This window comes from Enterococcus sp. AZ171 (assembly GCF_051714005.1).
GTDB lineage: Bacteria > Bacillota > Bacilli > Lactobacillales > Enterococcaceae > Enterococcus_B > Enterococcus_B pernyi.
This window is the reverse complement of sequence record NZ_JBIORA010000001.1, coordinates 335121-347358: the sequence shown is the minus strand read 5'-3', so window position 1 is coordinate 347358 and position 12238 is coordinate 335121. Positions and strand designations below refer to the sequence as shown.

General features: G+C 33.8%; 15 protein-coding genes and 1 pseudogene. 3 read left to right on the top strand and 13 right to left on the bottom strand.

The features are described 5' to 3' along the window. Positions 1-2: 2 nt before the first annotated feature. The 6 genes from IGJ49_RS01685 to IGJ49_RS01660 form a co-directional block, all read right to left on the bottom strand. Positions 3-197 (bottom strand): hypothetical protein, encoded by a 195-nt coding sequence (locus IGJ49_RS01685; RefSeq protein WP_349521491.1) that lies wholly within the window; start codon positions 195-197, stop codon positions 3-5. Next, positions 190-354, bottom strand: a complete 165-nt coding sequence (locus IGJ49_RS01680; RefSeq protein WP_161643678.1) for a hypothetical protein — start codon at positions 352-354, stop codon at positions 190-192. The genes IGJ49_RS01685 and IGJ49_RS01680 overlap by 8 nt, the downstream gene beginning before the upstream one ends. A 140-nt stretch (positions 355-494) precedes the next feature. Continuing rightward, complete coding sequence (locus IGJ49_RS01675) at positions 495-1523, bottom strand: PcfJ domain-containing protein (RefSeq protein ID WP_224434461.1); 1029 nt, start codon at positions 1521-1523, stop codon at positions 495-497. 287 nt (positions 1524-1810) lie between these two features. Next, positions 1811-2224 carry a Cas9 inhibitor AcrIIA9 family protein gene (locus IGJ49_RS01670; RefSeq protein WP_224434460.1) on the bottom strand — a complete coding sequence of 138 codons (414 nt, stop codon included), beginning with the start codon at positions 2222-2224 and terminating at the stop codon, positions 1811-1813. Positions 2225-2263: 39 nt separating this feature from the next. Then, positions 2264-2713 (bottom strand): JAB domain-containing protein, encoded by a 450-nt coding sequence (locus tag IGJ49_RS01665; RefSeq protein ID WP_438722226.1) that lies wholly within the window; start codon positions 2711-2713, stop codon positions 2264-2266. Positions 2714-3771: 1058 nt separating this feature from the next. Beyond that, positions 3772-4365, bottom strand: coding sequence for a hypothetical protein (locus IGJ49_RS01660; RefSeq protein ID WP_228760898.1), 594 nt, complete (start codon positions 4363-4365; stop codon positions 3772-3774). A 410-nt stretch (positions 4366-4775) separates the two neighbouring features. On the opposite strand from IGJ49_RS01660, the gene IGJ49_RS01655 reads away from it, so the two are divergent. The 3 genes from IGJ49_RS01655 to IGJ49_RS01645 all read left to right on the top strand — a co-directional run bounded on the left by IGJ49_RS01655 (position 4776) and on the right by IGJ49_RS01645 (position 6111). Next, a complete protein-coding gene (locus tag IGJ49_RS01655; RefSeq protein WP_010736454.1) occupies positions 4776-4970 on the top strand; it encodes a GntR family transcriptional regulator in 195 nt (64 codons plus the stop codon). Between the two features lie 127 nt (positions 4971-5097). Further along, the gene (locus tag IGJ49_RS01650; RefSeq protein ID WP_224434457.1) at positions 5098-5604 is read left to right on the top strand and encodes an aminotransferase class I/II-fold pyridoxal phosphate-dependent enzyme; all 507 of its coding nucleotides are present in this window, start codon (positions 5098-5100) and stop codon (positions 5602-5604) included. Between the two features lie 39 nt (positions 5605-5643). After that, positions 5644-6111 (top strand): hypothetical protein, encoded by a 468-nt coding sequence (locus IGJ49_RS01645; protein WP_438722225.1) that lies wholly within the window; start codon positions 5644-5646, stop codon positions 6109-6111. Between the two features lie 285 nt (positions 6112-6396). Here IGJ49_RS01645 and IGJ49_RS01640 read toward each other — a convergent pair. The 7 genes and pseudogenes from IGJ49_RS01640 to IGJ49_RS01610 all read right to left on the bottom strand — a co-directional run. Continuing rightward, positions 6397-6651: pseudogene (locus IGJ49_RS01640) on the bottom strand (DUF7006 family protein); the annotation flags it as partial. Positions 6652-6822: 171 nt separating this feature from the next. Next, on the bottom strand, positions 6823-7071 hold the full coding sequence (locus tag IGJ49_RS01635; RefSeq protein WP_010736456.1) for a WxL domain-containing protein: 249 nt from the start codon (positions 7069-7071) through the stop codon (positions 6823-6825). Between the two features lie 301 nt (positions 7072-7372). Further along, complete coding sequence (locus IGJ49_RS01630; protein ID WP_244062918.1) at positions 7373-8020, bottom strand: P-loop NTPase fold protein; 648 nt, start codon at positions 8018-8020, stop codon at positions 7373-7375. A 427-nt stretch (positions 8021-8447) separates the two neighbouring features. Next, the gene (locus IGJ49_RS01625; RefSeq protein ID WP_062805796.1) at positions 8448-8963 is read right to left on the bottom strand and encodes a hypothetical protein; all 516 of its coding nucleotides are present in this window, start codon (positions 8961-8963) and stop codon (positions 8448-8450) included. Between the two features lie 974 nt (positions 8964-9937). After that, the gene (locus IGJ49_RS01620) at positions 9938-11248 is read right to left on the bottom strand and encodes an NCS2 family permease (RefSeq protein ID WP_224434454.1); all 1311 of its coding nucleotides are present in this window, start codon (positions 11246-11248) and stop codon (positions 9938-9940) included. A gap of 226 nt (positions 11249-11474) precedes the next feature. Beyond that, positions 11475-11735, bottom strand: a complete 261-nt coding sequence (locus tag IGJ49_RS01615; RefSeq protein WP_438722224.1) for a hypothetical protein — start codon at positions 11733-11735, stop codon at positions 11475-11477. Beyond that, positions 11716-12126, bottom strand: a complete 411-nt coding sequence (locus tag IGJ49_RS01610) for a glyoxalase (RefSeq protein ID WP_438722223.1) — start codon at positions 12124-12126, stop codon at positions 11716-11718. Before IGJ49_RS01610 ends, IGJ49_RS01615 begins: the two co-directional genes overlap by 20 nt. Positions 12127-12238 lie beyond the last annotated feature (112 nt).

Here is a 12238-nt window from a genome sequence, read left to right as displayed (position 1 = left end):
TTTTACCAAATCAAATAATAAGAGCTGGTAGGTAGTCCTTCTTCTTCCAAGGCATTTGATCGATAGCTATGTTTAGTCATCAATGCACGAGCAACTTCCTTATCTAAGACGCGTTGCTTTACCAATAAATCGACTAATTGACTCAACGATAAATATTTCGGCTTGTTAAAGTGAATCCCACCTATAGTTTTAGTCATAAAGAATACTCTCCTTTGGTTCACAACTAATTTTTTCAGAATAGGCAGTCAACGTATCTAAATAACTTTCCGCTTCATTTCGTGTTAGAAACTCCGCAATCTTCTTTTCATTTTTAAATACAAGATACTTTTCTTTTGCTGATTTGATCGTATACATTTATTCTCCTCCATTTCGGTTTTCTTCAAGCTTTACAAGCTGATTTTTGCATTGACTATCCTCTCAATGATATACTGAACTTATACAAATCAGAAACGTTATGGGACTATCTTAATTCGTACTTAAGATAGTCCTTGTTTCTATGCTACATACTTCTTTTTTCTAAGTTCTTTTTCCCAAATACTTATTGCCTCCCTCAGTTCTTCTGGAACAGGTACTCTATTCCTAGTACTTTGAACTTGTACAATTTTTCCGTCCTTAAATTCTAATGTAAAGTATGGTTTGCTTGGATTATCAACCTTTCTTGCAAATAAAATGGTGGTTTCTCCCTTTGCGTGCCTGTCAATGTAACTAGCTACACAATGCTTTAGTTCTTTTCCTTCTTGTTTTATATCTTCTACAGATTTAGGTAGTATGAACAAGATATTGCCGACTTGTCGCTCCATATAAGCTAAATTTTGGGCTCGTGTTACAAACTTCTTTTTTTCATTTTCTGTTTTTCTAGCATTTATAATATCTACTAATTTATCATGTGCTTCTTCAAAATCATCAGGATACTTGTTTTGATTATTCACCTTGATTCCTTCGTCGTTCAACATATTCAGATAATCTCGATACATACTAAAACGTACCTCTTGCTTTAATAAATACGCTTGTAACTTCATTAAGTGATTGTTTTCAAAAAAATCATTGATGTCATATCTGGATACATATTTTTCAATACCTAAAATCATTTGAATGCCTCGTGTTTCCGTTTCTTTTTTTAACAAGAAGTCGGCATATCCACGAGAAGATTTTTGAAAAAACTTCTTGAACTTTCTTAGCCAATTTTTTGTCATTACACGCATATCTATCAGGTATATTTTGTTCATAATATCCTGTGCAAGCTGTTTTGCCCCTATTTTTTGAGCAAATTCAATTCTTTCTCTGTATTTGTAAATGTGGGTTAATTGTTCTGGTTGCACGCCTCTCAAGTCAAGATATTTTAGCTCTGAACTTCTACCTAGCTTCTCTATCCAACCATTAGGATAAACCTCTGGAACATAATAGTTAAACATCCCAGTGACCGCTTTCTTACCAAAACAGTAATGCTCGTTTGATTCTCTGCATACCTTCAAGTGCTTGTTCTCTGCTAATCTCTCTAAGTTAAAAAGATGATATTTAAACATTTGCTTCCCTTCTTCAAAAAAAGAGTAAACTTCATAGGTTTGTATCTCAATTCTTTTGGTCGATGACAAGATAATTATGAAATATTGGCACTTATCAAAAAATGTCAATCTTGAATTTTTCGCCAGTCGTTTCTCGTACGTGTTACTATGTTTTCTAGTCGAAGCGATAATCGTTTCTCGTTTGTTTTTCCATACGTACGTTGTAAATTGTTGATAACACCATTCAAAGAATGCCTTTGGTGGTTTCAAACAATCTTTAGCATAGTCATTCGCATTTTTTATTTTTTTCATAGAAAATCTAGCAAACTTAATTGCTCTCCTTCCGGTAATTTTTTTTCTTTTTTAGGAACATGGTTTTCTTTTTCGGATTGCTTACTTACTGTTACTAATGGATTCGTTACGCTCATATTAGGTTGCTTTATTTCAATTTCTTCACTCTTAAAGTAATCTGTCACCCATTGAAAAACATCATCATGGACGATTAGTGCGCACCCTCCAATTGCTTGCTTCATTGCCTGCGAGTAACAGTACTGCATTGCCTTTCTAATACTTTTCCCTTCCTTTAGAATCCCCTCTAAAAGCTCATTATCTACTTGTACCTGTTGGCACAGCCAATTGTGTAGGATATCTTCCGACCTTGGTCGTTCCTCACTCATTTCTTCCATCATCTTGGCATGTGCCTTTTCCATTAATTCATTCATTTCTATTCTCCTTTCTTATTGTGTGGTGCTTTCCATAAACTAGAAAGCACCTATCCGATTATTTTCTCGATACGAGTAGTAAGTATTTTGTCCAACAATGATATGGTCTAAAAGCTCGATATTTAACATTTTTCCGCACGATTCAATATTTTCAGTCACAATATCATCTTCCTTGCTTGGATTCGGCTTGTTCGAGGGGTGGTTATGAGCGATTAAAATTCGACAAGCATTCGATAGTAACGCACGTTGAAAGATATCTCTTGGGTGACAAGTAGTATAGTTTAACGTTCCCTTATGGACAATTGAGTAACTGTTAATATTATTCTTGGTATCTAAACATAACAGCACTAAATTTTCTTGTGTGTCATAGCCAATTTCATCTTGTAACCACTTTGCAATTGAATAAGACGAGGTAATCTTTAAAGGTGGAAATTCTTCATAAACACGACATTCTTGCTTAATTTTGGCGGTTTCGTAGACTTTTTCCATAAATTCAGCTCATTTCTTTTAAGGTTTTGGGTTTTCAACATACATTTTTTTTTAACGTTTTTCTGAGGCAAAAAGGTTTTAAAAAATTTCAATTTTCAGATCGTTAGATTTCGCTCCTTTCTTTGATTAAACTTCGTTCCATTTCTTCACAACTGTTATCCTCGGCGTGCTTATGCCCTACACCTGTAGCAGGCAGAAAAAAAGGGAGTGCTGTAGGGAAAAGTTTTAAGTGGGCTTCTTAAAAGTTTTTCCGCCCCTTTTTTTCTGAATGCGGAAGGTGTATAAGCACTCTCGCCAATCCGATAGCAGCGGCTTCAGATCGACATGAGACAAAACAACAGCGAGAAGGTGAAATAAAGGCCCATCGCCCTGACATTTTTAAAAATAAAAAAAAGATTCCGCATGCGGAATCTTACTTCTTGCGGAAATCATTGCTTGCAATGAGGTTCCGCTTCTCTTTTCTTTTGAACTTTCGCTTTCTTCTTTTGCCTTCCTAGCGAAAATAAACGCCTTCTTCCGTAGCGACGACAGACAGAGCGAAGGAAGAAATACGTCCAATTGACAAACAAAAAACCAATCCAAATGCCTTAGAATTAAGCATTTAGACTGGTTTTTATGGTATAATAGTTTATGCAGTAAGGTTTGTGACGGTGGCTAGTCCCAATAGAAATGGGGTGACGCCTATGTTGATTTGTGGCTTTATCCCTAGAAAGGAATAAGCTTGTCTGTTTACGAAGCTCTAATGTTTGCGTTAGCATTCGCTACATTAGTTCTGACGATCAGCAATAACAAAGACAAAAAAAAATAACCGTCCGCTTTAGCCGGTAGACGATTATTTTTCTTTGAAATATATTTAAATCGGTCACCGTCTTAAACGGTGCTGCTAAGGGGAGTTGTTAGCGCAACTCCTCTTTACATACTGATTATACCATGATACTGCTAAAAAAACTACATAAATGCCAAAACCGGAAAGCTTGCTTTCCTTTTTTTGTTGCCCCGTAAACGGTGGTGGTGGTCGGAGTGTCGGGGCAACAAAAAAACTTATCCTTTAAATTAGTTTAACGCTCATTTATAAAATCATTTTCTTCTAACATTTTTTTCAATACTCCATTGAACTCTTTACTCGATACAATATGAAGACGATCAAAAGCAGAAGCATCGATTGATTTCAGCTCTTCGTCTTGTTTCTTGAGCATAAAATATTCTTTAAACATATCTAAGGAGTTATAAATTATATTGCTTGGTGTGACATAAATCAATTGGGCATTTCTTTTTTGTGTAAGCAACCGAAGATACTTTGGAAAAATTGCTTTCGTATATCGATTCTGTGATTTAAGTGTTAGCTCAATTTCAAAATGCCAGTTACTAACTTCTGCCATCTGGTTTTCGAATCGTAAAACATAATCTGAAACATGAAACAGTGTTCCTTTTTTTGCTTTAGACATATCCTTCTTCTCATACATCTGCCTACGTTCCGATTGAGCCAGTATAAACGTTGACTTTTTCTTTGCCAAGTCCATGGATTCAATGAGATAGTTAGTAACTTCAATATGGTGGTTCAAATTGTATTCAGGTACTTTGGGAAAACTATAAATTCCACCTATCGAGTTATGACCCTTTTTTGTCAGAAAAAAGTAACGTAAATACCCCAAGTATTCCCCATAAAGTATAAGCTAGAATTCCAGCTATGCTTCCGTTTCGTAACAATTTGATCATAATCCTCTCGTTTCACGGTATTATTTTCTCATATAATCTTTGTAATAATTAATGAACTGTAAATATTATCAACTTTATATAAATTCCTTAGCTTAAATTATAAATTGCAAATAAAGCAATCTATAATTTAGTATTACAAATAGAAAAAGCATAAATTATGCTACAATAAAAAATATTTTGATCTCCTCTCTCTTTTATTTGTTAAATATTTAAATTTACTGAATACTAAACTAACCTATTATAAATTTGAATTATTTTACGTTATGTACAAATAATATGTCAGTGTTCTTTTTTGGTAAATGCCTATTTTTATTAACTGTACCCATACAGAGTGGAGGAATTAGCCATGCTATATAAAAAATTAGAAAAAAAAATACAAATAAACATAGAACAAAATAATATGCAACCTGGAGAAAAACTACTTTCTATTAGAAATTTAGCTTCTCTCTATTCTTGTAGCAAAAACACAATTATCAAAGTACTAGAAGAACTGGAAAAAAAGAAATTATCTACTCAATTCCGAAAAAAGGATATTTTTTAGCTAAGCCAACAAATAAATATAAAAATACTACAGAGATAATTGATTTTTTATCTGCAGAACCAGAAAATTCTATATTATCTTCCAAAAATTTTATCTTTCTATAAAGGAAATTGATCTATCCTCATATGTGAATAAGAATACGACAGACAGACTAAAACGATATGTATTAGATGATTTATCTAACCATCAAGTTTTCACAACTAAAGATCGGCTAATATTTACGACTGGATCACAGCAAGCAATTGATATTTTGATCAATATGCCTTTTCCGAACAAAAAAACAAAAATTTTAGTTGAACAACCTTCCTACTATGGAGCCTTATGCTCCGCTAAACTTTCAAATAGTGATGTTATTGGTATTTCTGTAAAAAACTATAATATTGATCTAGATGAATTAGAAGATATCTTTAAGAATAATGACATTAAATTATTCTATATTATGTCTAGATTTCATAATCCTTTAGGACATTCTTATTCTAATAAAACAAAACAAAAAATTGCAGAATTATCTGATAAATATGATGTTTATATCTTAGAGGATGACTTTCTTGGTGACTTAGATCTTAACAGTAAATCTGATCCAATATTTACTTTTAATCCCAATGGAAAAATTATTTACGTAAAAAGTTTTTAAAAAATTTTATTTCCTGGATTACGTGTTGCTACAGTTATTTTGCCAAAGGATCTAATCAAAGATTTTCGATACTATAAATTTTGTAGAGATTTTTCTACGCCCTCTTTATCTCTTGAAATCATTGCTAATCAGTTTGAAGATGGGATATTAGTACAACATCTAACTAAAATGAAAAAATTATATTATTTAAAAATGAAAGAAGTGAAAAGGTGCTGTTATAAGTATTTGCCTCCTAATATGTATCCCTACATTCCAGATACTGGTTTTTATTTCTCTTTAAAATTACCAGATAATATCTCCTCTAGAGAACTGGCTGATGTTCTGAAACAAAATAAAATCTTAGTTAATAGTTTAGATGATTGCTTTATACCAAAATTTCAAGAAACTAATTTAATTCGCTTAAGTATTTCAAAAGTTACCTTCAGTGACATAGATTATGGTATAAAAAAACTGGGCAAAATAGTAGTAGAGCTACAAAAAAACAAAAATTCTATATTTAACAGGTAACTTATATATACAATAAGGTATCGTTTATAATCAAAAATAAAATATGCTTTAATTAGTGTTCGTTTCTATAAACTATAGTTTGGTTAGTAACAAATAAATTTTAATTAAACACTATAGAATCCTTATTAATATCTATACTAAAAAATAAGAAATTATCTTTTCACATACTGTAGACAAAAGAAACACCTAAATAGTTCTTAAGTGTTTCCTTTTCTTAGAAATTTATACTATATTAAATACCATCGAATATTTATTGTTTGCACTCAGATCATTGCCACAAAGTTCCTAAAAATACGTACGGTAGTCCGTTTCCACAAGCCGCAGAATCTCTTTTATTGGCAATTTACTATAGTCGTAACAAATTATTTCTGCCATTAGTGTTAGTTTCGCATCAATCCCTATAATTTTAGGGAGATTTTCCCAAAAATTGTCTGGTGAAATCGTGCTTATCAATTGATTGAGTTCCTCGAACTGTTGTGTTAAATACGTATTCAGTTCTTCGTTTTCTTTTTTATCATGTGACATTCTTTCTTGAAACTGGCGTAGATATTCATCCTTTGTTAGAGTGGTTTCATCTTACATTCTCCTTTCCCTTTGTCTTTATTTTTATGGATCTAGCTGCAGTATTTAGATCATCATTCTGGATAGCAATTTTTTGATTTATCAAAGTGTGTAAATTTATAGTAAGAGGAGAGAAAATGGAATGCTTTTCTAATTGTCAGGCACACTACTTAATTCCCACGTCAACTTGGTCGAATAAGTAGTTGCTTCTGGATTCGCTCCTTTTGGTACATTGAGTGCTACACTTTCTTTTGCTGTTTCTGCATCACCAAACCGATAGATCCACGTCCCTGTCCCAGATTCTCCTTCTGCTTGTAGTAATATTTTTCTTGTATTTGGTAAGATTCTTTGTACAGGTTCTGATATAAAATATATCTCTCTACTTTTAGCAAATGACACGGGAGAGTCATCATTATCTTGTAGCAGTTCACTAAAAAACTCTTTCGAGATAATCTTTTTTAGGCGAAAGCTGCCTATTCCTTAATAACAAAGAGTATTTGCTATAATGAAATAAATACATGTATATTACCACTAATTGTTGGGCACATTGCACACGATCTTTTTTAGCGTTTAATAATAACTCCTGATTTAGATAATCATTGAATTGTAACCTATCGCGTAGGTTTCTATTTTCGTGAACGAATAATTCTATTAACCCCTCTGGTAAACTAAGATTAAATTTTTCTTCTATCCCACCAAATTAATTGGCCCATATATCTCGAGAATGTAATACATAGGGTAAATCGATTCTTTTATCAATAATTTTTTGCAAATAATTGTCTCCATTCATAGCTATTTTATTAATATCACCCACAAAAATTATTGGCAATCGATTATGCAATATATTGAATAATTTATATGTTTCTTTTTGTGTATCTACAGACACACGATCAAAATCATCTACAACTAATACTTTATCTTGAAGAAATATATCTATTCTATGAAATTTTAATATGGAATAAAATAATTGATCTGATTTGACTTTTAAGAACTGGCCAACTGCTACTACTAAAGCTATACTTCCGGCTATTTTTATAATAAAGCCCAGGAATACTTCTTCTAATCCTAATTTAATAGCTGGAGTTGCTAAAATTGATATAGCTACACTCAGTATAAAAAGAAATCTAGTAAATATATAACAACCAGAAAATAATTGGCTAAATCCTATATGAATGACCGTTCTCTCATCCTTTAACTCCCATAAATTCAAGTATATAAATTTTTTTCCGGTTGCTTCACTTCCCACTTTATTTAGAAATTCGGTCTTTCCAGATCCCCATGGTCCATTTAAAAATAATGTTTTTTTCTCTTTAGTTAATTCGGAAAACTTCTTTGCTGATTCTGTGATATCAATTGTTTCTAACTCGATTTTTTCTATGTCCCTTACCTCCCTTCCTTTTCATGTTATATTCCAACAAACATTTTATCAAAATTAACAGCAATTCTAACTGATACTTTAGTTTCTATAGCCCAACATAGTTTGTATTTTATAATTCAAATATATCAAGAAATCTAAAAAGCCCAACAAAGTATACCCTGTTGGACTAAACGATTAATTAATAATTTTGGGTTTTACAGTACTCATTTTTTTCTGGACTTAAATTTTACTGAAGATAATCCAATTACATAATAAAATATTAGACTATAAATTCCACTAGGTCTGAAATCTCGATTAACGATATATTCAACAGTAATCCCAAATGCACTTCCAATTAATCCCGAATAGATTACGGTTAAATATGGGTGGTCTTCAGTAAATTTTTTGAATTTCATATTTAAAGTGTACTATACCTAGTAGCCACTTCTTTGCCAGCAGCATCGTAACCTCTTTGGAAATAGAACCCAATCCACCCATTTTTATTCTTATCCCAAAGTTTAGCGACCGACGCACCAGGTTTAGATCCCATTTGAGTCCAACCAACCGCATTTAATAGTCCTTGTAAAGCCCACAGAGGTACTACCCCAAAAATTCCCAATACTGAACCAATTCCTGAATAAAATGCTGTATTAATTGCATTAGTTGCTACACCAGTAGAAACTGCAACGTTCGTGTAGATTGAACTACCCCATCGAGATACATTAGCTTTGAGCATTGGGTCTGTCTTTACAACAGAAATACTTCCATCTTCATGTACTTCAGCGTAAACCCCAGGGGGCATCTCTGGAGTATGTACAGTCTCCACTACAGTTGACTCATCAATAAATTCTTCTGCACATGCAACACTACTTGGAACCAACGTGGATAATAACATGCAAGGACTAAGAACTAAAACAGTAATTTTCTTTTTCATTTTTCCACTTCTCAAATTGTATTTGTTACAATCGTTACAATAACATACTTATATAGCGGAAAAATATATTAATCAAAACATGCTGTTTTAATGACATTTCCGCTTAATAGGGTTATTTAAAGATATTATTTTTATAAAATAACTGAAAAAATACATTAAAATAACTCGACAAGCAAATATTACCTATCGAGTTAGCTTAATTATAATATTAAAAATATTTATCATCTTTGTATCTATTAAATATCGTCACTTTATTTACTACCTCTTCTTGCATTATTTAGCAATCAAGCTAGGACGAATTTTTTCTAACCTATTTTGATCAGGTACATAGTTAAGGAAATTGCCGATTGTCGTTAGAACTATCTCTTCAACTAATCGTATAAACTTGAACTGTGGGGTTGCTGCTACGTAGTTAACAAAGTTTTTATCCGTGTATTCAAAAGACCACATATATTTCAAACGATTATTATCGTAAAGATCGATTCATTTCATGTCGTCATATTCTAGTCCTTATTTTTCAACGGTTCGATTTGTGGGTGGGACAAAAAATAAAATTCATTTTTTGTTGCATACCTTAAAACCGAATAAACGGTGTTTGCAAACCGGCTCCTTCAACATTAAGCTAAAAAATTGTCAAATATAAAAAGTAATTTTTCAATTTTCTATCTTACTGCTCAGGTCAAAACACTTCTGTCACAAACTCGTCGAACCAGTGACCGGTCATCTAAAGGCTCACTTGGGGTGCTAAATTTTTCACTAACGTGGGCGAGTGATATCAGATTGACGCTCATGGCACTAGATCTAAGGAAATTAGGGCAACACATGGATAAAAAGTGTGTATATGACTAAAAACGAGTCCAATTTTGACAAAAAAACATCAAAATCAGACTCGTTTTTTATTTTTGAGAAAGGGCAACTGGACTGTCCCACACTCTTTTAAAAGCGAATGAACACTCAAGTTCTACCTAAATCAATCAAACATTCAAGATCCACATGAATCCTATAAAGACAAAGAATAGCGCGTACATGATTGGTGAGACTTCTTTGCCACGTTTTGCTGCTAGCATGGTGATTGGATAAAAGATGAATCCTAATGCAATCCCATCTGAGATACTATAAGTCAACGGCATACCGATCAAGATCAAGAAAGCAGGAATCGCAATCTCCATTTTTCCCCATTCGATCTGACGTAATGATTGGGCCATCAACACACCAACTAAAATCAGCGCAGGTGCAGTCACTTGAGAAGTCACGACTGATAATAATGGTGAGAAAAACAACCCGAACAAGAATAAAATCCCTGTTGTGATTGCAGTTAGTCCAGATCGTCCACCAACGGCGATCCCTGCGGATGACTCAACAAAAGCCCCAACTGGCGATGTTCCTAACAATGAACCAGCTAACATCGCAGTAGAATCCGAAGCCAATGCTTTCCCAACACGTGGCATTTTGTTATCTTGCATGAAACCGGCTTGGTTTGCTAGGCCAACCAATGTTCCAGCTGTATCAAAGAATGTCACTAACAAGAACGTCAAAACGACTACCCACATTTGTAAGCTATTGATATCACCAACGTGTTTCAATGCAATTAAGAAAGTAGGTTTCAAGCTAGGTGCTGCCGCAACAAGTTGTGAAGGCATAGGAATCAGTCCAGTGACTAGTCCTAGAAGCGTGGTAGCTACCATTCCGATAAAAATCCCTCCTGGTACGCGACGAACTAACAATACCGCAGTAACGATCAAACCAAAAATCGTCAACCAAGTGGAACCGACACTCAATGAACCTAAGCCAACAAGAGTTGATTCATTTGCCACGATCAAGCCACCTTCACTCAAGCCTAGAAAGGCAATAAACAAACCAATCCCGCCAGAAATCGCAAACTTCAAGTCTGTTGGAATCGCATCAATGATCATTTCACGTAATTTAAAAATGGTGATCAAAATAAAAATCAACGAAGCGACAAACACCCCTGCCAATGCTGTTTCCCATGGAATCCCCATACCTAAACAGACTGAGTAAGCAAAAAAGGCATTGATTCCTAGCGCAGGTGCTGTTCCAATCGGGTAGCGTGCAACGACCCCCATCAAAATACAGCCAATGGCACTGGCTAATGCTGTCGCAGTAAACACTGCCCCTTCATCCATCCCCGAAGCACCAAGTACTGTTGGATTGACAAATAAGATATATGCCATAGAGATAAATGTCGTAAACCCAGCCAGTATCTCACGTTTCACCGTCGTATTCAGTGCGTCAATCTCGAAGTAGGAAAGTATCTTTTCCTTCATCGTTCATCCCCCTAAAACCGAACATTTATAAAAAAGTTCTTACTATATTAGATTTATTAATAAAACAACGTGTTTAATATTATCCCAAATATAGAAATAAGTAAACAAAAAATTCGGATTTAATCAAAAATCCGAACATTACTATTTACCTATTCCGCTTTCATTTAGAGAAAAGTATGTCGATTACTAATAAATAAAACTAAGTACACAATAGTTGAAGAAGCTTCTATATATGGGTTTCTTTACCGATTCGCTTTTGTTCTTCCGCACGAAATTGCTGATTGTCGATTTGGCTGATCGGTAAATTACTCCCTTTCCCACGATAATCTAAAGAATTTAAACCACCGAAGCCTGTATCGACCATTTTATTCCATCCTTTGGCAGGATTTTTCCCAGATTTCAAATTCTTCATTCTCAATTTATCACTCTTTTTCATCCGTTGCTTTTTGAAATAATCTTCAAGTGTTTCAGTGATCGAGATTTTCATCTTCTGTCTCCCTTTCATCTACTTTTTCTGTCGATTCTAATTTTGCAATCACAAAAAAATTTCCTTCAGGATCGGAAAAGTTAAACGTCAACAAGCCATTATTCTCCAAAATTTCACCAGCTGTTTCGATTTGTTCGTAAAGTTCATCAAACTTATCTGTAAAGAAAATCATAGACGGTGGTGGACCTAACACTTCTGGTGAAAATCGTTCAACGAATGTCCGAGGAAAAATAGCCAACTCCAATTCTTTCGACATACGTAAGACAATGCTTTGATATTCCTCTGGCAATTCCAACGTTTCAACGATTTCTGCCTTCAATTGCTCAACGAAAAACCGACTGACTAACGCGACATCTTCAACATATAGCATGACACGAGATTTATGGATCATTTGACAACGCCTCCTCTAAATAAAAGCTTGTTTTCATTATAGCACGAAAGCGGAAACACACTTAGTGGAAGTCACTGCTATTAAGCACAAGATGATCGAGCAAACGTTGCTT

Coding starts and splice junctions, on each gene's coding strand:
- IGJ49_RS01685 (WP_349521491.1), bottom strand. CDS start 197: ATGACTAAAACTATAGGTGGGATTCACTTTAACAAGCCGAAATATTTA.
- IGJ49_RS01680 (WP_161643678.1), bottom strand. CDS start 354: ATGTATACGATCAAATCAGCAAAAGAAAAGTATCTTGTATTTAAAAAT.
- IGJ49_RS01675 (WP_224434461.1), bottom strand. CDS start 1,523: ATGTTTAAATATCATCTTTTTAACTTAGAGAGATTAGCAGAGAACAAG.
- IGJ49_RS01670 (WP_224434460.1), bottom strand. CDS start 2,224: ATGAATGAATTAATGGAAAAGGCACATGCCAAGATGATGGAAGAAATG.
- IGJ49_RS01665 (WP_438722226.1), bottom strand. CDS start 2,713: ATGGAAAAAGTCTACGAAACCGCCAAAATTAAGCAAGAATGTCGTGTT.
- IGJ49_RS01655 (WP_010736454.1), top strand. CDS start 4,776: ATGCTATATAAAAAATTAGAAAAAAAAATACAAATAAACATAGAACAA.
- IGJ49_RS01625 (WP_062805796.1), bottom strand. CDS start 8,963: ATGAAAAAGAAAATTACTGTTTTAGTTCTTAGTCCTTGCATGTTATTA.
- IGJ49_RS01620 (WP_224434454.1), bottom strand. CDS start 11,248: ATGAAGGAAAAGATACTTTCCTACTTCGAGATTGACGCACTGAATACG.
- IGJ49_RS01615 (WP_438722224.1), bottom strand. CDS start 11,735: ATGAAAATCTCGATCACTGAAACACTTGAAGATTATTTCAAAAAGCAA.
- IGJ49_RS01610 (WP_438722223.1), bottom strand. CDS start 12,126: ATGATCCATAAATCTCGTGTCATGCTATATGTTGAAGATGTCGCGTTA.